This is a genomic window from Nocardia sp. NPDC056952 (genome assembly GCF_042674185.1).
Classification (GTDB): Bacteria; Actinomycetota; Actinomycetes; order Mycobacteriales; family Mycobacteriaceae; genus Nocardia.
Map to the genome: position 1 here is coordinate 128,471 of NZ_JBHURA010000004.1, position 20,799 is coordinate 149,269.

The 20,799-nt window shown below is 67.5% G+C and carries 19 protein-coding genes and 1 pseudogene; 7 read left to right on the forward strand and 13 right to left on the reverse strand.

Annotation, left to right across the window (positions count from 1 at the left end):
* Positions 1–9 precede the first annotated feature (9 nt).
* The 6 genes and pseudogenes from ACFTS5_RS16695 to ACFTS5_RS16720 form a co-directional block, all read right to left on the reverse strand.
* Positions 10–1,259 (reverse strand): annotated as a pseudogene (locus tag ACFTS5_RS16695) (arginine deiminase).
* Between the two features lie 27 nt (positions 1,260–1,286).
* Positions 1,287–2,726, reverse strand: coding sequence for a basic amino acid/polyamine antiporter (locus tag ACFTS5_RS16700; protein ID WP_378631650.1), 1,440 nt, complete (start codon positions 2,724–2,726; stop codon positions 1,287–1,289).
* 366 nt (positions 2,727–3,092) lie between these two features.
* Entirely contained in the window at positions 3,093–4,178 is a 1,086-nt protein-coding gene (locus ACFTS5_RS16705; RefSeq protein WP_378631652.1) for an NAD(P)H-dependent flavin oxidoreductase, read from the reverse strand.
* A gap of 71 nt (positions 4,179–4,249) precedes the next feature.
* A complete protein-coding gene (locus ACFTS5_RS16710) occupies positions 4,250–5,047 on the reverse strand; it encodes a CoA-transferase subunit beta (protein ID WP_378631653.1) in 798 nt (265 codons plus the stop codon).
* Positions 5,047–5,934, reverse strand: a complete 888-nt coding sequence (locus tag ACFTS5_RS16715; RefSeq protein WP_378632446.1) for a CoA transferase subunit A — start codon at positions 5,932–5,934, stop codon at positions 5,047–5,049. Before ACFTS5_RS16715 ends, ACFTS5_RS16710 begins: the two co-directional genes overlap by 1 nt.
* Positions 5,931–6,695, reverse strand: coding sequence for an enoyl-CoA hydratase family protein (locus ACFTS5_RS16720; RefSeq protein ID WP_056818882.1), 765 nt, complete (start codon positions 6,693–6,695; stop codon positions 5,931–5,933). Before ACFTS5_RS16720 ends, ACFTS5_RS16715 begins: the two co-directional genes overlap by 4 nt.
* Before the next feature lie 70 nt (positions 6,696–6,765).
* On the opposite strand from ACFTS5_RS16720, the gene ACFTS5_RS16725 reads away from it, so the two are divergent.
* The 5 genes from ACFTS5_RS16725 (at position 6,766) to ACFTS5_RS16745 (ending at position 11,671) form a co-directional block, all read left to right on the forward strand.
* Positions 6,766–7,542 carry an SDR family oxidoreductase gene (locus ACFTS5_RS16725; protein WP_378631655.1) on the forward strand — a complete coding sequence of 259 codons (777 nt, stop codon included), beginning with the start codon at positions 6,766–6,768 and terminating at the stop codon, positions 7,540–7,542.
* 221 nt (positions 7,543–7,763) lie between these two features.
* Positions 7,764–8,675: an SDR family oxidoreductase gene (locus ACFTS5_RS16730; protein WP_378631656.1), complete on the forward strand. Its 912-nt coding sequence runs from the start codon at positions 7,764–7,766 to the stop codon at positions 8,673–8,675.
* A gap of 202 nt (positions 8,676–8,877) precedes the next feature.
* Positions 8,878–10,113: a hypothetical protein gene (locus ACFTS5_RS16735; RefSeq protein WP_378631658.1), complete on the forward strand. Its 1,236-nt coding sequence runs from the start codon at positions 8,878–8,880 to the stop codon at positions 10,111–10,113.
* Between the two features lie 11 nt (positions 10,114–10,124).
* A complete protein-coding gene (locus tag ACFTS5_RS16740) occupies positions 10,125–10,640 on the forward strand; it encodes an ImmA/IrrE family metallo-endopeptidase (RefSeq protein WP_378631659.1) in 516 nt (171 codons plus the stop codon).
* Positions 10,637–11,671, forward strand: a complete 1,035-nt coding sequence (locus tag ACFTS5_RS16745; protein WP_378631661.1) for a hypothetical protein — start codon at positions 10,637–10,639, stop codon at positions 11,669–11,671. Before ACFTS5_RS16740 ends, ACFTS5_RS16745 begins: the two co-directional genes overlap by 4 nt.
* Positions 11,672–11,798: 127 nt before the next feature.
* On the opposite strand, the gene ACFTS5_RS16750 is transcribed toward ACFTS5_RS16745, so the two are convergent.
* Positions 11,799–12,215, reverse strand: coding sequence for a helix-turn-helix domain-containing protein (locus ACFTS5_RS16750; RefSeq protein ID WP_019044759.1), 417 nt, complete (start codon positions 12,213–12,215; stop codon positions 11,799–11,801).
* A gap of 365 nt (positions 12,216–12,580) precedes the next feature.
* The gene (locus ACFTS5_RS16755; protein ID WP_378631662.1) at positions 12,581–13,744 is read right to left on the reverse strand and encodes a steroid 3-ketoacyl-CoA thiolase; all 1,164 of its coding nucleotides are present in this window, start codon (positions 13,742–13,744) and stop codon (positions 12,581–12,583) included.
* 132 nt (positions 13,745–13,876) lie between these two features.
* Between ACFTS5_RS16755 and ACFTS5_RS16760 the strand changes: the two genes are divergently transcribed.
* The gene (locus tag ACFTS5_RS16760) at positions 13,877–15,166 is read left to right on the forward strand and encodes a cytochrome P450 (protein ID WP_378631664.1); all 1,290 of its coding nucleotides are present in this window, start codon (positions 13,877–13,879) and stop codon (positions 15,164–15,166) included.
* A 60-nt stretch (positions 15,167–15,226) separates the two neighbouring features.
* Here ACFTS5_RS16760 and ACFTS5_RS16765 read toward each other — a convergent pair whose 3' ends face one another.
* From ACFTS5_RS16765 to ACFTS5_RS16785, 5 genes are read right to left on the reverse strand one after another with little or no spacing between them, the layout of a single operon-like run.
* Complete coding sequence (locus ACFTS5_RS16765) at positions 15,227–15,643, reverse strand: nuclear transport factor 2 family protein (protein WP_378631666.1); 417 nt, start codon at positions 15,641–15,643, stop codon at positions 15,227–15,229.
* Positions 15,640–16,530: a TIGR03619 family F420-dependent LLM class oxidoreductase gene (locus ACFTS5_RS16770; RefSeq protein ID WP_378631667.1), complete on the reverse strand. Its 891-nt coding sequence runs from the start codon at positions 16,528–16,530 to the stop codon at positions 15,640–15,642. Before ACFTS5_RS16770 ends, ACFTS5_RS16765 begins: the two co-directional genes overlap by 4 nt.
* The gene (locus tag ACFTS5_RS16775; RefSeq protein ID WP_378631669.1) at positions 16,527–17,696 is read right to left on the reverse strand and encodes a thiolase domain-containing protein; all 1,170 of its coding nucleotides are present in this window, start codon (positions 17,694–17,696) and stop codon (positions 16,527–16,529) included. Before ACFTS5_RS16775 ends, ACFTS5_RS16770 begins: the two co-directional genes overlap by 4 nt.
* The gene (locus ACFTS5_RS16780; protein ID WP_378632448.1) at positions 17,693–18,688 is read right to left on the reverse strand and encodes a thiolase domain-containing protein; all 996 of its coding nucleotides are present in this window, start codon (positions 18,686–18,688) and stop codon (positions 17,693–17,695) included. Before ACFTS5_RS16780 ends, ACFTS5_RS16775 begins: the two co-directional genes overlap by 4 nt.
* A 46-nt stretch (positions 18,689–18,734) precedes the next feature.
* On the reverse strand, positions 18,735–19,700 hold the full coding sequence (locus ACFTS5_RS16785) for a Zn-ribbon domain-containing OB-fold protein (RefSeq protein ID WP_378631670.1): 966 nt from the start codon (positions 19,698–19,700) through the stop codon (positions 18,735–18,737).
* Positions 19,701–19,760: 60 nt separating this feature from the next.
* Between ACFTS5_RS16785 and ACFTS5_RS16790 the strand changes: the two genes are divergently transcribed.
* On the forward strand, positions 19,761–20,798 hold the full coding sequence (locus ACFTS5_RS16790; RefSeq protein ID WP_378631672.1) for an LLM class F420-dependent oxidoreductase: 1,038 nt from the start codon (positions 19,761–19,763) through the stop codon (positions 20,796–20,798).
* The last annotated feature ends 1 nt before the right edge of the window (position 20,799 follow it).

Here is a 20,799-nt window from a genome sequence, read left to right on the forward strand (position 1 = left end):
TCGCCGCGCTCAGAACTCGACGGCGTCGCGGATCAGCGGACAGGTCATACAGTGGCCGCCGCCGCGGCCGCGACCGAGTTCGGCGCCGACGATGGTGATCACCTCGACGCCTTCCTTGCGCAGGGCCGCGTTGGTGTGGGTGTTGCGGTCGTAGGCGAACACGACGCCGGGTTCGACGGCGACCAGGTTGTTGCCGCTGTCCCACTGCTGGCGTTCGTTGGCGTAGTAGCCGCCGCCGGTCTCCACCACCCGCAGTTTCGGCAGGTTCAGTGATGCGGCCACCACGTCGAGGAACGGCGCGGTCTCCTCGACCACCTCGACACCGGGGGCGCGGTCGCTGGGCCGCAGGGAGAACGGGTGGATGTTGTAGACGATGTCGGGATACACCGTGACCAGGTCGCGGTCGGCGAAGGTGAACACGGTGTCGAGGTGCATGGCCGAGCGCAGCTTCGGCATCCCCGCCACGATCACGCGCTCGGCGGCACCGGCGGCGAACAGCGACGCGGCGACCTGGGTGATCGCCTGACGGGACGTCCGTTCGCTCATCCCGACCAGCACCACCCCGTTGCCGACCGGCATCACGTCGCCACCCTCGAAGGTCGCCAGCCCCCAATCCTGTTCGGGATCGCCCCACCAGACCTTCGCGCCGGTGAAGTCGGGATGGAAGGCATAGATCGCGGCCATCAGCAGCGTCTCGTCGTGCCGGGCGGGCCAGTACAGCGGATTGAGGGTGACGCCGCCGTAGAGCCAGCAGGTGGTGTCGCGGGTGTAGAGCGTGTTCGGCAGGGGCGGCATCAGATACTCACGGACCCCGGCCTGCTCGCGCGCCAGCGCCAGGTAACCGGAACGGAATTCGGCGGGCAGGTCCGCGGTCGCGAGTCCGCCGATGAGGTAGGTCGCCAGGGTCCGGTCGTCCACCGAGTCCAGGTAGGCCCTGGTGTCGTCGATCAGCCCGAGCCCGACCTCGTTGGCCACGATCTTGCGGTCGAGAATCCAGTCCTTCGCGCCGGCACGGCGAGGGTTTCGGCGAGCAGATTGTGCAGCTCGACCACCTCGACGCCGCGGTCGCGCATCTTCGTCATGAAATCGAAGTGGTCGCGTTTGGCGTTCTGCACCCACAGCACGTCGTCGAAGAGCAGGTCATCGCAATTGGTCGGGGTGAGCCGCTCGTGTGCCAGGCCCGGCGCGCAGACCAGCACCTTGCGCAGCGTGCCGACCTCGGAATGGACGCCGAACGCGGTGGCGGGGGTTGCGGTCATTTCTGCTCCTCGAAAGATCGGGCGGACTCAGATCGAGATGGCTCCGGTCGCCAGGCCGACGATGCCGACAACGGCGCCGAGGGCGACGGCACCGAACAGGACCGCCTCCCAGAGCGAGAAGATCCGCTTGCCCGCCTCGCGACGGGTCAGGGCGAACAGGATGGTGCCGGGCGCGTAGATGATGCACGACAGCAGCAGGAATTCGAGCCCGGCCGCGACGAGCATGAACGCGGTGTAGAAGGTGGCGACGAAGGCGATGACGAGCTCCTTGGTGCGGTCGCCCGGCTGGATCCGCTCGTAGGTCTCCCTGGTGTAGGCGAGTTTGAGCGCGTAGGCCGCGGCCAGCAGGTAGGGCACCAGCGACAGCGAACTGCACAGCTTGAGCGTGAAGGTGAACGCGTCGTCGGAGAACAGCGTGGTGACCAGCACGATCTGGATCAGCACGGTGGTGAAGATCAGCGCGACCACCGGCACATTCGCGGCGTTGACCCGAGCCAGGAACGACGGCATGTCCCGGTCTTTCGCCGCCACGAACAGCACCTCCGCGGCCATCAGTGTCCAGGCCAGGTAGGCGCCGAGGACCGAGATGATCAGTCCGATACTGATGAACCAGGCACCCCAGGTACCGACGGCGGATTCGAAGACCGGCGACATCGACGGCTGCTGTGCCACGGCGAGTTCGTCGCGCGGCATGATGCCGAACGACACCATGGTCACCGACGCGAAAATGGCCAGCACGCTGAGGAATCCGAGCACGGTGGCGCGGCCGATGTCCTCGCGCTTGCGCGCGTACCTGGAGTACACGCTCGCACCCTCGATGCCGAGGAACACGAAGACCGTCACCAGCATGGTCGAACGCACCTGTTCGACCAGCGATTCGGAATACGCGTCGCCGCCCCAGAAGTTGTCCGCGAAGACACCGGGGTCGAAGTAGAACAGCAGCACCACGATGAACACCAGGATCGGCACCAGCTTCGCCACTGTGACGATCTGGTTGATGGTGGCGGCTTCCTGGATCCCGCGCAGCACCATGAAATGGAACGCCCAGATGCACACCGTCGACAGCAGCACCGCGGGAACGGTGTTGCCCTCACCGAAGATGGGCAGCACCTGCCCGAGGGTGGACTTGATCAGCACCCAGTAGCTGACGTTGCCGACACAGGCGCTGGCCCAGTACCCGAACGCGGAGAAGAAACCGAGGTACTCACCGAAGCCGGCCTTCGCGTAGGCGTAGACACCGGCGTCGAGGTCTGGTTTGCGCACGGCCAGCGTCTGGAAGACGAACGCCAGCATCAGCATTCCGGTGCCGGCGATCGTCCAGGCGATGATCGCGCCGAATCCGCCGGTGGCCTGGCCGAAGTTGCGCGGTAGCGAGAAGACGCCGGCGCCGACCATGGAGCCGACCACCATCGCCGACAAGGTCAGCAACGGCATCTTCTTGGTCGCGGTCTGTTCCGAGGCTGTCATCGCGCTACTCCTCCGGATCGGTGCTGGCGATGGGGCGGACGCGGACCGGAGCAGTGGCGACGAGTGCCGCAATCATCGCGCATACCGGTGTCGGCAAGCCCTGGACCTGCCGTTGGAACTCGCCGTACACGCGACCTCCTACTGCGATGTCGATGTCCGGCAAATTTTAGGCGACCGCGCATCCTCGGTAGCGGCTTCGAGCGCGTGTCGCGACCACGAGACGCTGCGAACCGAAAATGCACCGGACCCGATGCGCACCTCGTGAGTGCGGCATCGGGTCCGGTGCTCGATCGCCCCGTGGGACCGACGGTTGGCTCAGGGCCGTCGATCGGGGCGAGTTCGTGGGGAGCCGGGTGTGACTCCGGGTCAGCGGGCCTCGGCGGCGGACTCGATGGTGAGCGCCGAGATCGCCTCGATCCGGGCGACAGCGTCGGCGACGATCCCGTCGATCAGCTCGGCCACCGTCGGCAGGCTGTCGATGATGCCGGTGACCTGGCCCGCGGGCAGCACGCCCGCGTCGGTGCGACCCTCGACGAGACCGGCCTTGGTCAGCATCGCCGAGTTCGCCGCCATCACGACCTGAGACCAGCTGAGGTCCTTGGTCTTTCGCATGGCCAGACCGTCACGCATCAGCGTGGACCATTTCATGCCGGTCATGCTCTTGAACTTGGCCGCGTTCGACACCGCCGCCGACAGACCGCGCCAGCCGCCGGAGTGCTCGAGCTTGGTCACCAGTTCGGTGTTCAGCATCCGATGCGGCATGCCGTCGACCTTCACCGACACCACCGTGTCCTGGAGGCCGCGCGCCAGGTACTCCTGCTTCACGGCCTCGGGAACGGTGCTCTCCTGGGTGAGCAGGAACCGGGTGCCCATCGCGACACCGGCCGCTCCGTAGGACAGCGCGGCGGCCAGGCCGCGTCCGTCGAAGAAGCCACCCGCCGCGATCACCGGGATATCGACCGCGTCGAGCACCGACGGCAGCAGCAGCGTGGTGGCGACCGGGCCGGTGTGCCCACCGCCCTCACCGCCCTGCACGATCACCGCGTCGGCGCCCCAGGACGCCACCTTCACCGCGTGCTTGGCGGCACCGATCGACGGAACCACCACGACACCGGCGTCTTTGAGCCGGGCGATGAGTTCTTTTTTCGGCGCGAGCGCGAAGGACGCGACACGTACCCGCTCGCGGATGAGCAGCTCGATGCGCTCGCCCGCGTCGGTGGCATCGGCGCGGATGTTCACCCCGAAGGGCTTGTCGGTGAGCGACTTGGTCTTGGCGACCGCCGCTTCGAGCTCCTCGAACGTCATCGTCGCCGAGGCGAGAATGCCGAGGCCGCCCGCGTTGGCGGTGGCCGCGACCAGTCGCGGGCCGGCGACCCAGCCCATGCCGGTCTGCACGACCGGGTGCTCGATGCCGACCAGTTCGGTCAGCGGAGTCCGCAAGCGCGCGCTCATGCTGTCTCCTCTCGGCGTGCTCGGGCGGCCTGCGTGGTTACGCTCCGCTGCCGCCTCCGGCCGCTGACCGCTCACGCCGCTACTTCCTTCTCCCGGAAACCCTTGGGATCGAGCACGGTTCGGATGATCCGCAGCTCTTCCTCGGTCGGCAGCCTGGTCTCGCCCGCCGAACCCAGCTCGGCGATCTCGAACGAGGTGTTCTCAGCGACCTCTTCCGGGCTCACGCCGGGGTGTAGTGACAGCGCGCGCAGGGTGTGATCGGGGCCGTCGAAGTCGAACACGCCCAGATTGGTCACCACCCGGTGCAGGTGGTGGAAGCGGTACGCCGGGTTCTCGGGATCGATTCGGTCGTAACCGATTCCGGAGATGATGTCGACGTTCTCGACGAACACCCGATTGTTGTGCCGGGGCACGAAGTAGCTCGTCGCGTGGTTGATCGTGTTGCCGGGAGCGCCACGCACACCGAACATCTGGCGCGTGGGCTGCTGCAGCGGACCGAAAGCCGACAGGTTCTGGTTGCCGAACCGGTCGAGCTGATTCGCGCCCATCACCACATGGCGACGGCCGGAAGCGACCACGTCGAACACCCGGGAGAACGGAATCCAGCCCTCGACAGGAGCTTTCGCGCCGATCGCCGGTACCTCGGCGAAGAACAGCGCCTCACCGTCGGAGAGCAGCAGGTCGGGTTCGAAGGTGAGCCGGGCCAGCCGGGCGCCGATGGTGGTGACCGTCGACATCGGGCTGGCCATGATCTCACCGGCCCCGCGGAAGATTTCCGCGGCGGCGACGACGCAGACCTCAGCACGAGTAATAGGCCCGCCCGTCACCCGACCGCCGCCCCCCACGGAATCGCTTTGCGATGCTGTCATCATTTCTGCTCCTCAGCGAACGCGGCTACGGCGGACTGGTATTCCTCTTCGGAGACATCCAGGTAGCGAGCCTTGAACTCGGCCCACGACTCCGGCGTCTTAGCGGCCGCCACATAGTGCTTCTGAAACTTCTCATCGCGCCCGTAGCTGCCGGAGAAGGTGAAGTGCGCGCCGCCGGGCGACTCGACCACACCGTCGACCAGCATGCGGTTGAGGATGATCGCCTGTTGCGGAACGGCTTTCACCAGTTCCTCGGTTTCGACGATGCGATCCACCGAGACGTAGCGACGCTCCGCCGCCAGGCAGTACAGATCGTCGAAGTACGGATCGACGCCCGTGTAGGCGGCGTTGCCGTGCTTGTCGGCCAGATCCAGGTGGACGAACGACGCGTCGAGGTTCAGCGCGGGCATCGCGACCAGTGTCTCGACGCGACCGTCGGCGGCGGGATACGGCGACGCGACGGTCTTCAGCTCGCCCTCCCAGAAGTCGAGCACCGCCGATCCGAGCCCGGCCCGGATCGGCAGGAAGGGCAGTCGTGCGGCGGCCGCTTGCAGCCCGCACTTCACCATTCCCTCGTCCATCTCGCGCACGGTGATCGCGCCCTCGGTGCGCGCCTTCGCGAACCACGGGTCGTAGAACGGCGCCGAATCCAGCGAGACGAACCCGTAGTACGCCTTGCGGACCTTGCCCGCCGAACACAGCAGACCCAGGTCGGGACCGCCGTAGGTGATCACGGTCAGGTCGGTGACATCGGAGCGCAGCAGTGCGCGCACCAGCGCCATCGGCTTGCGCCGTGAACCCCAGCCGCCGATGCCGATGGTCATGCCGCTGCGCAGCTCGCCGACCACCTCGTCGAGGGTCATTCTCTTGTCGCGCATGGCTTTCAGCTCTCCTTCTTCTGCGCGGCGAGATCGTCGTCGAAGCGCGCCCTGATCTCGTCGGCGACACCGGCGAGGTTGAGCTCCATCGTGAAGCCCTGTTCGTAGCGGTAGGAACGGTGCACGTCCTGCACGTCGATGCCGTTGAGCGCGCGTTTGGCGGCGCGGATCACGCGGCCGTCCTTGTTCGCGATGTTCTTCGCGACATCCATCGCGGCGGCGTCGAGTTCGGCGCGCGGCACCACCTTGTACACCGAGCCGAAGTGGTGCAGCTGCTGGGCGGTGAGCTTGCCCGCGGTGTAGAACATGGTGCGCATCAGGTGCTGGGGGACCAGCCGGGACAGGTGCGTGGCGGCGCCGAGCGCGCCACGGTCCACCTCGGGCAGACCGAAGGTGGCGTCGTCGGAGGCGACGATGACGTCGGAGTTACCGACCAGGCCGATGCCGCCGCCGAGGCAGAAGCCGTTCACGGCAGTGACCACGGGCACCTCGCAGTCGTAGACCGCGGCGAAGGCGTCGAAACAGCCGTGGTTGGCGCGGATCAGCGCGGTATGGCCGACGTCGGCGTTCATCTCCTTGATGTCGACGCCCGCGTTGAACCCGCGGCCTTCCGCGCGCAGCACGACCACCCGGGTCTCCTGGTTGCGGCCCGCTGCCCGGACGGCGTCGGCCAGTGCGAACCAGCCGTCCGAGGGCAGGGCGTTGACCGGCGGGTAGTCGACTGTGACGACCTCTACCCCGTCGGCTTCGGTGTGACGGTTTATCCCCATCGCGATGTCTCCTCGTGCGCGCCCCGGCGAACCCGAGACAAAGCAAGCAATTGCTTGGTAGGTTAACACGGTGGCTGTAGAAATCGACCTTTCCGAGCAGATCGTTCTGGTGACGGGTGGCGTCCGAGGTGTCGGCGCCGGAATCAGCCGGGCCTTCCTCGCCGCGGGCGCGACGGTGCTGACCTGCGCACGCAGACCGGCAGACGAGCCGATCACGGTGGGGGACCGCGGCACCGAACACCTCACCTGCGATGTGCGCGATGCCGACGCGGTGCCGGCCATGTTCGCCGAGATCGTCGCCAGGCACGGCCGGATCGACCATGTGGTGAACAACGCGGGTGGCGCGCCGTTCGCGATGGCCGACGCCGCGAGCCCTAAATTCCACGCCAAGATCGTGGAGTTGAACCTCCTCGCGCCGCTGCTGATCTCGCAGCAGGCGAACGCGTTGATGCAGGACCAGGACGCGGGCGGCTCGATCGTGATGATCACCAGCGTCAGCGGCCACCGGCCCTCGCCCGGCACCGCCGCCTACGGCGCGGCCAAGGCGGGCCTGGACAACCTGGTCTCCTCGCTGGCCGTCGAATGGGCCCCGAAGGTCCGGCTCAACTCGGTAGTGGTCGGCCCGGTGGAAACCGAACTCAGCCACCTGCACTACGGCGACGCCGACGGAGTCGCCGCCGTCGCGAAGACCGTCCCCCTCGGCCGCCTCGCCAACCCCGCCGACGTCGGCAACGCGGCGCTGTTCCTGGCCTCCCCCCTGGCCGCCCACATCAGCGGCGCCGCCCTGCTAGTCCACGGCGGCGGCGAACGCCCCGCCTTCCTCGACGCCGCCAACGCCAACAACTAGCCGCCGATGCGAACCCGCAGTAGTCATCCCGTCCAGCGACTGAACATTCCCTACCTGCCGCAACCAACGCCACCCACCCAACCCAACCACCACGATTTTCGGCCGCCCCGCATCCGAAGGGCGAGACGGAACGCCGAAGGCGCAGTATCGCCCTTCGGATGTGAGGCCCTCAGGGCCGAAAATCCCGCGGCGCCAGCCGCCGACAAACACAGGAGCTACACATGACTGACCAGGTGATCTGCGCAGGCCGCACCGTAATCGTCACCGGCGCAGGCCGCGGAATAGGCCGCGCCCACGCCCTGGCCTTCGCCGCAGCGGGCGCCCGCGTGGTGGTCAACGATGTCGGCACCGCGCTCGACGGTGCCGCGACCACGGAAACCCCCGCCCAGCAGGTCGTCGACGAGATCGTCGCGGCCGGTGGTGAGGCCGTCGCCAACTACGACGACGTCGCCGATTGGGAAGGCGCCCGCCGCCTGATCCGTCAGGCTGTCGACACCTTCGGCGGCCTCGACGTGCTGGTCAACAACGCGGGCTTCGTGCGCGACCGCATGCTGGTGAACCTCGGCGAGGACGAGTGGGACGCTGTCGTCCGCGTGCACCTCAAGGGCCACTTCGCCACCATGCGGCACGCGGCCGAGTACTGGCGGGGCGAGTCGAAGGCGGGTCGCCCGGTGGATGCCCGCGTGATCAACACCAGCTCCGGCGCCGGTCTGCAGGGCAGCGTCGGCCAGGGCAATTACGGCGCCGCCAAGGCGGGTATCGCGGGTCTCACACTGACCGCGTCGGCCGAGTTCGGGCGCTACGGCGTGACCGTGAACGCCATCGCTCCCGCCGCCCGCACCCGGATGACCGAGACGGTCTTCGCCGACACCATGGCCGCCCCCGACGCGGGCTTCGACGCGATGGCGCCGGAGAACATCTCGCCGCTGGTGGTGTGGCTCGGCAGCACCGAATCCGCCGGGGTGACCGGCCGGATGTTCGAGGTAGAGGGCGGAAAGGTGGCGCTGGCGCAGGGCTGGATGCACGGCACCCCGGTCGATCGCGGCGCTCGCTGGAACCCCGCCGAACTGGGTCCGGTCGTCAAGGAACTGATCGAGAAGAGCACCCCGCCGGAGCCTGTTTACGGCGCATAGCAAACTTTGAGGCGTGCGGCCGGGGAAAAGTCCCCGGCCTGCACTTATGGCATGTCACACACGTCCAGGGGGCTGGACGACTCTTGCTCTCTTCTGCGGTCCCGGGACCGTGGGTTTACTATGGGCTACTGTTCGTCGATCCCGGAATGTGTCGCGACCGGGGGTAATTCTGCGCTGAATAACTAAGGGGATGATCTAGCGCATGGCCATTGGTCGCATGTTGCGCGTGTTTGCCGCTGCGAGTGTGCTGGCCGGCTGTGCGCTGTTAGGGCCCGCGGTCGCCATGGCCGCCCCGGAAAAGCCGCCGACGCCTGCCGCGCAGGCACCCGGTAGCGGAAGCTCCGGACAGGGCAACGGCAGCGGTGGCAACGGCGGTCAGAGCACCCCGACTCCCAAGCCCGATGAGCTCAGCCTGCCCGGTCAGGGCAATGGCCAGGCGACCAACCCCGCTCCCGGAGCCGACCCGGTCGGCCCACAGTCGGGCGCCCCGGTCGCCGACGAAGGCGAATGGACCCCGCTCACCATCCCCGGCCAGTCCAGCGCAGACGTCCCCAAGAAAGAAGTCGCGGGCCCGCTCTCCGGATCAGCCGCCGCTGGCGCGGGTTCTGCCGCCGCGGGTTCGGCCGCCGCGGGCGTGGTTCTCGGTACCGGTTCCGCGGGCCTCGGAGTGCTGCTCGGTACCGGTTCGGCGGGCCTCGGGGTGGTTCTCGGTACCGGTTCCGCGGGCGCGGCCGCCATCCTCGGTACCGGTTCGGCAGGCGCGGCCGCAGTTCTCGGCACCGGTTCGGCCGGTGCCGCCGCCGTTCTCGGCACGGGTTCGGCCGGTGCCGCGGCGGTACTCGGTACCGGCTCGGCCGCAGTCGGCTCGGCCGCCGCGGGTACCGGTTCGGCGGCGCTCGGTGCGGGCACGGCTGTCCTCGGAACAGGTTCTGCCGCAGTGGGTTCCGCTGCTGCCGGTTCCGCCGCGGTAGGTTCCGCGGGTGCGGGCTCGGCCGCTGTCGGGTCCGCCGCGGTCGGTTCGGCGGCGGTCGGTTCGGCCTCGCCCCTGCTGTTGTTGCTGATCCCGATCCCTTCGGTCCCGGCTGTACCGGCGCTTCCGTCGATCGCGATCCCACCCACTCCCGCGGTCCCTGGTGTCCCGAATATCGCTGTGGCAGTGCCTGTTCCGGCCGCCGCGCCACCGGCGGCCGAGGCTCCGGCTCCCGCCGCGCCACCCGCCGTGGCGGCACCGGCACCGGCGGCCAAGCCGAACCACGAGTTCAAGCCGACCAGTGACAACAGCGGCCTGCCCGAACCCGAACTCCTGTCGGTGATCGGCGGCCTGATAGCGCTCACCCTGGCCGGAACCGGTTCGGGCGCAGTGAGTTTCCAAGGTGCCGCGGCAGCCCAAGCGCGGGTGAACGCGGCGCGTGCCGAGTTCTTCGGACCGAGGTCGTGAGGGGATCTTCGATGAGTAAGAGCAAGACCCAGAGCACCTCCCGGTCCTATCGCCGCGTCGCCGCCGCCGTCGACGCGGTGTGCGCGGTGGCCGCCGACTCCGACGCCACCAGCCTCGACGAAGTGGTCCATGCCATCTCGCTGGAGCGGAAACGTGAAATCGAGATCACCAGCGCGAACCTCGGCCCCGGCGTGTGCGGTCAGCGCCGGTTCTACCCCGAACGCGACATCATCGTGCTCGCCGACGCTCTCCCGAGTCGCGATCACACCCTCGCCCACGAACTCGGCCACATCGTCTTCGACCACGAGGGCGCGCCCGCGGTGGAGACGACCCTCGAGGTCAGCGACGATCTGATCGCCTACATGCTCAGTCAGCGCGCCCACGCGCAGATCGTCGACGACGGCGCCGACGATCTCGCCGAATGGGAAGCCGAGACCTTCGCGGCCATGCTCATGACGCGCCTGCGCGTATTCAGCAACCGGGGCGCAGGCGTCTCGGTCCTTCGATTCGATGAGGCACTCGGATGACACTCTGGTTGACAGCCCTGCTGGTCTGGGTTGCCGCGGGTGCGCGAGTGGGTCGCGTGCTGGTGAAGCCCGCGACGACCGCCCGCGTGGCCATCGTCGTCGCGGTCGCCGCTGTGGCACTCGCGGTCACCGTCGCCATTCCCGAGATGGCTGTTGCCATCGACAATCTGATGAAGGGCGGTGTGCACAGCGGCTGGCTGTCCACCGGTCTCGTGATCTCCGCCTGGATCCTGTTCACCACGGCCACCTCGGTGGTGGCCTCGGCCGCGTGGCCGGTGGTCTCGCGACGCAACCTGCGCCAGGTCGCGATGGTCGTGTACGGCATCGGCGCGGTGGCGATCGCGATCACCCTGGCGTGGTCGTTCACCTTCGGCTGGATCATGGTCGCGCTGGGCGCGGTGTTCATCGTGACCACCGGCCTGCGCAACCTGGACTGGACGATCCTCGGGCGTGGCATCGCCATCTACATCACCGGTACGGCGCTGGTCGCGGTGCTCGCCGTCGCCAATGTGGGTCGCGCGTTCCAGAATGCCGCGCCGACGCCGCCCAACGAACCGCTGTGGGGCTGGGCCGCGTGGGAGATCGCGGCGCTGCTGATCGCGCTCGGTGCCGTGTCGATCGTGATCGAGCTGTGGTGGCGGGCCAAGCTCCTGCTGCGCAAGATCCGTCCGCTGCACCAGTTGATGGTCGGCCGGTTCCCCGAGGTGGTCGCGCCCGAACAGAACGCCACCTCGGCACAGCTCAAGGCTTCCGATCACATGGCACAGGTGATGGACGCGCTGTATCTGCTCTCCGGCAGCGGCATCGTGATCCCGGCGGCCGGTGAGCCGCCGAGTTCGGTGCCGCAGCGGGCCGCGGTGGTGGCCGAGTGGGCGCGAAATCCGTTGGGGGACTTGTTCGTCGACGCTCGGTGGATCGCACCGCCGCCCGGCATCAGCCCCCGCGGCTGGGTGCTGGCGCTGTCGAATCAGTACGAGTACGCGGTCGCCGACGCGAAGACGGCACCGCAGAACGCCGCTTCCTCGACCTAGCCCGAACGCAGAAAACGGGCCTGAGCTGGTGTTTCCACCGTCTCAGGCCCGTTGTCTGCGTATCCGACGTATTTACGGCCGTACCCAGGACACCATCAGGTGCGTCAGGCCGGCCGCTGCGTGGATCCTATTCTGTTCCGTCCGGAGGAATTTCGGGCAAGCCTTCGCTGGCCCGTAGCTTCTCCGCCATCGAGGTGAGCAGATTCTGTGATTCTTCGGACAGGTCGAATGCCCTACTCGACAGTCGACGAAGTCCATAACCCTGCAGCTGCGCGAGCAGCTCCAGGTCGTGATCGATCTTGGCCGCGTAGATATCGTTGAAGAAGTAGTCAGGCTTGACCTTGAAGAACTTCGCCAGGGCGGCCACCGTCTCGTCGGACGGATTCGTTCGTTGTCCCGACCGCAACTGCGAGAGATACGGCTTCGAGATCGGATGCCCGGAGGCAGTCAGCGCAGCCGCAACCTCTGCGTTGGTGTGCGGCTTGCGCCCCGGGGGATGCACGGTTTCGAACAGCTTGTTCAGCCGCGCCGCGAAATCAGCCATTGTGAGCCGCCCAATTCCCTTCACTGTACTAACAGTCGTTATCTCGGATACGTATCATTGATATTAGCGGCTCAGTAACTGAAAACCTACGCCTGATTGGGGATTTCTCTACGATTTCCGACGCTTACCTGCGTGCAGGGGCGGCGGCGGTCGCGTTTGCGGGTCGCGCCAACGACTCTTGTGGAGCGCCGGGGTCCCCGGGTTCGTGCCCGTCGCAGGGTTCTTCCACCATGCCCCCATGATAGCCCTAAGATAGCTGACATCTCATGATCCCCCTGCCCCCCGTGACTTTGTGGCGTACGACACGTTCCGGGCGCCCTGGGATGAATGTTCAACCTGGGCGCCCGGTTTCGGTAAGGGCCAGTCTACAGGCGCTCGATGATGGTGCCCGTCGCGAGTGCGCCGCCGGCGCACATGAGCACCATGGCAGTGCCCTGACCTGTGCGTTCGAGTTCGTGTAACGCGGTCGTGATCAATCGGGAGCCGGTAGAGCCCACAGGATGCCCGATTGCGATCGCGCCGCCGTTGACATTTACCCGTTCCATGTCAGGTTGATGTACGGCAGCCCACGAAAGTGCGACCGACGCGAATGCTTCGTTGATCTCGAATAGATCGATATCGCCAATCGTCATTCCGGAGCGCTCGAGCAGTCGGGTGCACGCCTGCACCGGGCCGTCCAGATGGAACTCCGGTTCGGCGCCGACGAGTACCTGGGTGTGAATCCGGGCGCGCGGACGCAAACCCTTTCGGCGCGCGACGGTTTCGTCCATCAGCAGCACGGCGGCGGCGCCGTCGGAGATCTGCGACGAGGTGCCCGCGGTGTGGATGCCGTCGGCCACGACCGGTTTCAGTGCCGCCAGCCCTTCGCGGGTGGTCGCGCGCAGACCCTGATCGCGGGCGACCTCCACCTTTTCGCCGGTGGCCGCGCCCTCGCTGTCGAGTACCGGCGCCGAGACCGGAAGCACCTCGCGGTCGTAGCGGCCCTCGGCCCACGCCTTGGCCGCCAATTGCTGGGAGCGCAAACCGAATTCGTCGATATCGGACCGGGTGATCCCGCGCCTGCGGGCGATGCGCTCGGCGGCGCCGAACTGGTCGGGCAGATCGATCGACCACGACGCGGGCCGTCGCGGTCCCGCCTCGGTGCCGACATTGGCGCCGAGCGGCACCCGGCTCATCGCTTCGACGCCGCACGCGACGCCGACGTCGATCGCGCCGGTGGCGATGAGGCCCGCGATGAGGTGGTTGGCCTGCTGGGCCGAGCCGCACTGGGCGTCGATCGTGGTCGCGCCGGTCTGCCACGGCAGGCCCGCGTGCAGCCAGGCGACGCGGGTGACGTTGTTGGATTGCTCGCCCGCCTGGGTGACGCAGCCGCCGATCACCTGCTCGACCTCGGCCGGGTCGAGGCCCGCCCGGTCGAGTAGTCCGCGCTGGGCCAGGCCGAGCAATTCGGCGGCGTGCAGTCCCGAAAGTTGCCCTCGACGTTTGCCGATGGGGGTCCGCACGGCCTCGACGATCACGGGTGTGCCCATGTGATTCTCCCTTATAACTGCAACAGGTTCTGATCTTGAGCTCAGGGTAAAACCGCGAGGTTCTTCCGTCGCGGCGACCGCTATGCTTGAATGATTATAGAACGTGTTTCAGTTTGTCGAAGGAGACATCTGGTGGTAGATCCGAGCACCGAACACGCCGGCCCTGTGACGGGTGCCCGGCCGAACCTGCCGGACGGGTTCGACGTTACCGACCCGGCCATCTACGCCGAGCGGATTCCGGCCGAGGAGTTTGCCGAACTGCGTCGTACGGCCCCGATCTGGTGGAACCCGCAGTCGCCCGAGGTGGGCGGGTTCCATGACGACGGCTTCTGGGTGGTGAGCAAGCACGCCGACGTCAAAGAGGTGTCGCGCCGCAGCGATGTGTTCTCCACTTTCGAGAACACCGCGATCCCGCGCTTCAACGATGACATCCAGCGCGAGCAGATCGAACTACAGCGCTTCGTCCTGTTGAACAAGGACGCCCCCGAGCACACCAAGCTGCGCAAGCTGATCGCCAAGGGCTTCACCCCGCGCGCGATCAACGGCCTGCGCGCCGAACTCTCGGCCCGTGCCGAAGGCATCGTGAAGCGGGCGGCCGAGTCCGGCAGCGGTGACTTCGTCACCCAGGTGGCGTGTGAGCTGCCGCTGCAGGCGATCGCCGAACTGATCGGTGTGCCGCAGGAGGACCGGATGAAGGTCTTCGACTGGTCCAACGACATGACCAGCTACGACGATCCGGACAGCACTGCCGATCCGGTCGCCGCGTCGATGGAGATCCTCGGCTACGCCTACCAGATGGCCGAGGCCAGGAAGGCCTGTCCGGCCGACGATCTGGTGACCACGCTGATCGAGGCCGACGTCGACGGCGAGCACCTCACGCCGGAGGAATTCGGCTTCTTCGTGATCGTCCTGGCCGTCGCGGGCAACGAGACGACCCGCAACGCCATCACGCACGGCATGATCGCCTTCATGGAGAACCCCGACCAGTGGGAGTTGTTCAAGAAGGAGCGCCCCGCCACCGCGGCGGACGAGATCATCCGCTGGGCGACCCCGGTGACCTCCTTCCAGCGCACCGCGCTCGAGGACACCGAACTCGGCGGCGTGCAGATCAAGAAGGGCCAGCGCCTGGTCATGCTGTACCGCTCGGCAAACTTCGACGAAGAGGTTTTCGAGAACCCGGAGAAGTTCGACATCACCCGCACCGACAACCAGCACCTGGCCTTCGGCGGCACCGGCGCCCATTTCTGCGTCGGCGCGAACCTGGCTCGGCTCGAGGTCGATCTGATCTTCAACGCGATTGCTGATCATCTGCCCGATATCACGCAGATCGGTGATCCGAAACGTCTGCGTTCGGGTTGGCTCAATGGGATCAAGGAGCTGCCGGTCGATTACAAGTCCACCGGTTGCCCCGTCGCGCACTGAGTCGCTGACAACGAGAACAGCCCGAGACCGAAAGGTCCCGGGCTGTTCTCGCGTTTGCCGCTATGCGACGGGACGCGTGGTCGCTACCGCGCGGTCCACTTCCCAGAAAGCGCGCAAAGCGGCGATCTTTCCCTCGGCGTCGACCTTGTAGGTGAACACACCCTCGGCGTCGATGACGTGGCCGGCCATGGTGGTGCGGATCAGGCCGGTGAAGGCGATTTCGTTCCCGCAGGCGAAAGAGTCCTCGAAGCGGAATTCGATGGATTCGGTGAGGGCGATGGCCTTGTCCCAGAAAGCGCCGATGGCCTCGTGGCCGCGGTGGCCGACACCCTCGGGGTCGAAACCCGAAGGACCGACGGGATCTTCGACGATGCCGTCCTCGGCGAACAGGGCGACCCAGGCCGCCCGGTCCTTCGCTCTGACCGCGGCCTGGGATGCCAGGCCCGCGGCACGGGCGGTGCGTTCGATGGTGGTCATGGCTGCACCTTCGCGATGATGGGGTCGGCGATGTACTTCTCGGCGAACTTGCGCAGCGAGTCCTGCTTGGCCGCCAGCTCGCCGTCGAACCCGATGCCGTCGGCCAGCCACGGCACCACGATGTTGTCGGTGACGCCCGCGTCGGCCAGGTCCTGATAGCCGTCGCGGCCGAACTTGTCGATGCAGACGGACTGGATCTCGAAGGGCTCCCCGGACCGGCCGTACTCGGCACGCAGGTCGCGCAGCGTGCCGATGGTGGTGACCAGGTCGTCGAACTTCATCATCGCCGAGGTCCAGCCGTCACCGATGCGGGCGGCCCGGCGCAGCGCCGGGCCGGTGTGCCCGCCGATGTAGAACGGCACCCGCTCGCTCGGCGCGGGGCTCATCTGCAGCTGATCGAAATCGAAGAACTCGCCGTGGAATTCGACCATGCCGCCGTCGAGGACGAGCCGGATGACCTCGATCATCTCGTCGACTCTGGCGCCGCGGCGCGCGTATGGGACACCGCACCATTCGAATTCCTCAGGCGCCCAGCCGATCCCGATGCCGAACCCGAACCGGTTGCCCGACAGGTTGGCGATCGAGCCGACCTGTCGGGCCAGCAGCAGCGGATTGCGCGAGCCGAGCTTGAGAACATTGGTGTAGAAGCGCAGGTTCGTGGTGACCGCGGCCATGGACGCGGCGGCGATCAGCGGATCCACCCACGGAGTCTCCGGGCCCCAGAAGCGACTGCCGTCGGGGGTGTACGGGTAGTCGGCGGCCTGCGACTTCATGTAGAACAGCGAATCGGGCAGGCCGATGGAGGTGAACCCGCATTCTTCGGCCGTCTTGGCCAGCTCGGTGAGCTGATCCAAGGGGCTCAGTGCGACACCGAGGGTGAATTTCATGCCGGACGCTCGCTTCCCACGACCCACATCGAGAAGTACTGGGAGCCACCGCCGTACGCATGGCCGAGGGCCTTGCGCGCGTTCGGCACCTGGTACGCGCCCGCGCGGCCCATCACCTGCTTGGCCGCTTCGGCGAACCGGATCAGGCCGGAGGCGCCGATCGGGTTGGACGAGAGGACGCCGCCCGACGGGTTCACCGGAATGCGCCCGCCGATCTCCGTCTCACCCTTGTCGGTGAGCTTCCAGCCGTCGCCCTCGGCCGCGAAGCCGAGATTCTCGAGCCACATCGGCTCGAACCAGGAGAACGGCACGTAGATCTCGGCGACGTCGATCTCTTCCAAGGGGTCGGTGATCCCGGCCGACTTCCACAGGGCCGTGGCCGCGTCCCGGCCCGCCTGCGGATTCACCTGGTCGCGGCCGGAGAAGGTGGTCGGCTCGGTGCGCATCGCGGTGCCGTGTACCCAGGCCACCTTCTTGCCCTCGGCTTCGACCACCGCGGCGGCCTCGGCATCGCCGATCACCACGGCGCACGCGCCGTCCGACGACGGGCAGGTCTCGTCGAAACGGATGGGATCCCAGAGCATTTGGGATGCCAGTACCGACTCGAGGGTGATGTCGGGCTGATGCAGGTGTGCGAGCGGGTTCTTCGCGCCGTTGCGTCGATCCTTCACCGCCACCATCGCGCCGATGTGCAGTGGTGCGTTCGAGCGACGGATGTAGGAGCGCACGTGGGGGGCGAAGTAGCCGCCCGCGCCCGCGCCGACCGGCATGGTGAACGGCACCGGAATCGACAACGCCCACATGGCATTCGACTCCGACTGCTTCTCCCAGGCGATGGCGAGGACGCGCTTGTGCACCCCACCCTGCACCAGGTTGGCGGCGACGACGCCGGTCGAGCCGCCGACCGAGCCCGCGGTGTGCACGCGGATCAACGGCTTGCCCGCCGCGCCGAGCGCCTCGGCCATGTACAGCTCGGGCATCATGACGCCCTCGAAGAAGTCGGGGGCCTTGCCGACGACGACAGCGTCGATATCGGCGATGGTCAGACCCGCGTCATCGAGTGCGCGATCGATGGCCTCACGGCACATGCCCGACATGGACACGTCCGTACGTTTTGTCACGTGATGGGTTTGGCCGGTGCCGAGCACCGCTGCGGGGAAGCTCACTTGACCTCCATGACGGCGACCAGATTCTGTTGCAGCGCAGGGCCGCTGGTCGCATGAGCGAGGGTCCGGTTCGCGGTGCCGGACATGATGGCTTGGGCGGCGCTGCCGATTCGTTCGAGACCCGCGGCGAACATCGGATTGGCGGCGAGGGCGCCGCCGGAGGGGTTGATCCGGGTGTCCGCGGACAACCCGATCGCTTCCGCGAGGATCAACTGCTGGTGACTGAACGGCGCGTGCAGCTCGGCCACGTCGAAGGTGGTGTTGCCGCCGGTCGCCACCGCGGCCGCCTTGGTGGTGGAGGGCGAGCGGGTCAGGTCGCGACCGCCGAGCGCCTGGGCGTCGATGTTGTGCGCGATTCCGGTGATCCACGCGGGCCGCTCGCAGAGCTCCCGCGCGCGATCGCCGACCGCGAGCACGATCGCGGCCGCGCCGTCGGTGATCGGCGCGATGTCGTGGGCGCGCAGCGGGTCGGCCACATAGGGTGCGCCGAGGTCACCGCCCGCGACCGCCGCCATGTCCTGCTCGGTCCACCGGCCGGAGTCCAGACCGGCACGTGCCTGCAGACCCGCGATCGAGACCGCGTCGGGCCACATCGGCGCGACCAGGTAGGGATCGAGCTGCATGGTCAGCACCTGGCGCAGCGTGCCGGCCGACGACTTGCCGAAGCCGTACACGAGTGCGGTCTGCGCCTGTCCGGAACGCAGCTTCACCCACGCTTCGTAGAGGGCCCATGCGGCGTCCATCTCCACGTGCGATTCGTTGATCGGCGGGACGGCGCCGATCGCATCGATCGCCGAGATGAACGAGAACGCGCGTCCGGCAAGGAAGTCGGAGGACCCCGAGCACCAGAAGTCGATATCGGACTTGGTGATGCCGAGATCGGCGTAGAGCTGCTGGAAGCACGGAACGAGCATCTCGACGCCGTTGGTGGTGCCGTGGGTTTCGGGTACGTGTGGTGCGTGGGCGAAGCCCACCACCGCGATCTCGGGCAGGCTCGCGTCGCTGCCGGAGGATGCTGATGTGGTCAACGTCGCCTCTCTAGAGGTGGTGCTGGTAGGACTCGTAGGGAGCGTCGGGCTCCCCGGTGGGCCGGAAGTGGTCGATATTGGCCAGCGTGTGGCCCCACTCCTCGCGGGGTTTCCACACCGCCTCGACCTGCATGCCCATCCGCACCTCGTCGGCCGCACAGCCGAGGATCAGGTGCAGGACCGGGATGTCGGCGCCGTCGAGGAGCACATAGGCGGCCACGTACGGCGGCTTGATCCGCTGGCCGAGGAACGGCACGTTGACGATGCAGAAGGTGGTCACCGTGCCCTTGTCGGACAGCTCGACCAGATCGTCGGTGGGTCTGCCGTCGGTCGGGTTGGCGCCGCGCGGCGGGAAGTACACCCGCCCGCCCGCTTCGGAGCGGCCGCCGATGAGCTTGCCTTCGGCCAGTCCGCGCAGGTAGACGCTCTCCTGGGGAGAGGCCGTGTGCTTGTAGTCGAGGTCGACGGGCGTGGTCAGGATGGTGATCGGTGTTTGTTCGGAGTAGTCGGCGGGGCTGGTGCGCTCGCCGGGTTCGAAGCAGGCGATGTCCTGGATGCGGCCGGTTCGCTCGTCGGCCCAGCGGGCACTGACCCGCATTCCGGTGCTGAGTTGTCCCGGGTCGGTCACATCCAGGGCATGCAGCAACGCCGTGTCGGCGCCGTCGAGCTGGATCAGCGCCCAGGCGAACGGGCGGTCGAACGGCTGGCCGGGCAATGGCTCGGACACCCACGTCCAGGACGTGACGGTGCCGGTCGCCGCGACCTCGACCAGTTCGGCCAGCGCCGCGCTGGTGTGTGGATCGTATTCGGGCGGTGGCACGAGTATTCGCCCGTCGCTGCCGCGCGCGCCGAGTATCCGGCGTTCGCGCAGTCCGGTCAGAAAAGCGCCGATGATGGGTCCGACGGACCTGGTGTAGTCGAATCGCACCCTCAGGGGTGCACTCAATACTTCCACTGCGGTATTCCCCTGGGTCACGATATCGAGTAGAACAGGTTCTTATTCTGCTCGCAAGGATTCGCCGAAAGGGCGCCGATCATGAAATTCGGATTGCAACTCGGATACTGGGGCGCGCAGCCGCCCGCCAACGCAGGCGAGCTGGTGGTCGCGGCCGAGGAAACCGGCTTCGACGCGGTGTTCGCGGCCGAGTCCTGGGGCTCGGACGCCTTCACGCCACTGGCCTGGTGGGGCTCGTCCACCGAGCGCGTGCGATTGGGCACCTCGGTGGCGCAGATGTCGGCCCGCACCCCCGCGGCGGCCGCGATGCACGCGCTCACGCTCGATCACCTCAGCGGCGGCCGGGCAGTTCTCGGCCTCGGCGTCTCCGGCCCGCAGGTGGTGGAGGGCTGGTACGGCCAGCCCTTCGCGCAGCCGCTGCGGCGCACGCGCGAGTACGTCGACATCGTGCGCAAGGTGCTGGCCCGCGAGGCGCCGGTGACGTCGGACGGCAAGCACTACGGCCTGCCCTACACGGGCCCCGCCGCGACCGGGCTCGGCAAGCCGCTCAAGCCGATCGTGCATCCGCTGCGCGCCGATCTGCCGATCTGGCTGGGTGCGGAGGGCCCGAAGAACGTCGCACAGACCGCTGAGATCGCCGACGGCTGGCTCGCGATCTACTACGCACCCCGACTGGCCGGGATGTACAACGAGTGGCTCGACGAGGGCTTCGTGCGGCCGGGTGCGCGCCGTTCGCGCGACGACTTCGAGATCGCGGCGAGCGCGCAGGTGGTGATCACCGACGATCCGGCGGGCGAGATCGAGCGGATGCGCTGGGTGAGCGCGCTCTACATCGGCGGCATGGGCGCGCCCGAGCTGAATTTCCACGCCCAGGTGTACAAGCGGATGGGCTACGCCGCCGAGGTCGACGAGATCTCCGCGCTGTTCCAGGCGGGGCGCAAGGCCGAGGCCGCGGCGGCGGTGCCCGACGAGCTGATCACCGACACCGCGATCTTCGGCGACGAGGCGCATGTGCGCTCCCGGTTGAAGGAATGGGAGGACGCGGGCGTGACGATGATGCTGATCTCGGTCTCGGATGCCGAACAAATGCGTCGGCTCCAACCCCTTGTCACCATGTAGA

What these genes read in the sequence shown, in the direction of transcription:
- ACFTS5_RS16700 (WP_378631650.1), bottom strand. Translation starts at nt 2,726, where the DNA reads ATGACAGCCTCGGAACAGACCGCGACCAAGAAGATGCCGTTGCTGACC.
- ACFTS5_RS16705 (WP_378631652.1), bottom strand. Translation starts at nt 4,178, where the DNA reads ATGAGCGCGCGCTTGCGGACTCCGCTGACCGAACTGGTCGGCATCGAG.
- ACFTS5_RS16710 (WP_378631653.1), bottom strand. Translation starts at nt 5,047, where the DNA reads ATGACAGCATCGCAAAGCGATTCCGTGGGGGGCGGCGGTCGGGTGACG.
- ACFTS5_RS16720 (WP_056818882.1), bottom strand. Translation starts at nt 6,695, where the DNA reads ATGGGGATAAACCGTCACACCGAAGCCGACGGGGTAGAGGTCGTCACA.
- ACFTS5_RS16730 (WP_378631656.1), top strand. Translation starts at nt 7,764, where the DNA reads ATGACTGACCAGGTGATCTGCGCAGGCCGCACCGTAATCGTCACCGGC.
- ACFTS5_RS16735 (WP_378631658.1), top strand. Translation starts at nt 8,878, where the DNA reads ATGGCCATTGGTCGCATGTTGCGCGTGTTTGCCGCTGCGAGTGTGCTG.
- ACFTS5_RS16740 (WP_378631659.1), top strand. Translation starts at nt 10,125, where the DNA reads ATGAGTAAGAGCAAGACCCAGAGCACCTCCCGGTCCTATCGCCGCGTC.
- ACFTS5_RS16745 (WP_378631661.1), top strand. Translation starts at nt 10,637, where the DNA reads ATGACACTCTGGTTGACAGCCCTGCTGGTCTGGGTTGCCGCGGGTGCG.
- ACFTS5_RS16750 (WP_019044759.1), bottom strand. Translation starts at nt 12,215, where the DNA reads ATGGCTGATTTCGCGGCGCGGCTGAACAAGCTGTTCGAAACCGTGCAT.
- ACFTS5_RS16755 (WP_378631662.1), bottom strand. Translation starts at nt 13,744, where the DNA reads ATGGGCACACCCGTGATCGTCGAGGCCGTGCGGACCCCCATCGGCAAA.
- ACFTS5_RS16765 (WP_378631666.1), bottom strand. Translation starts at nt 15,643, where the DNA reads ATGACCACCATCGAACGCACCGCCCGTGCCGCGGGCCTGGCATCCCAG.
- ACFTS5_RS16770 (WP_378631667.1), bottom strand. Translation starts at nt 16,530, where the DNA reads ATGAAATTCACCCTCGGTGTCGCACTGAGCCCCTTGGATCAGCTCACC.
- ACFTS5_RS16790 (WP_378631672.1), top strand. Translation starts at nt 19,761, where the DNA reads ATGAAATTCGGATTGCAACTCGGATACTGGGGCGCGCAGCCGCCCGCC.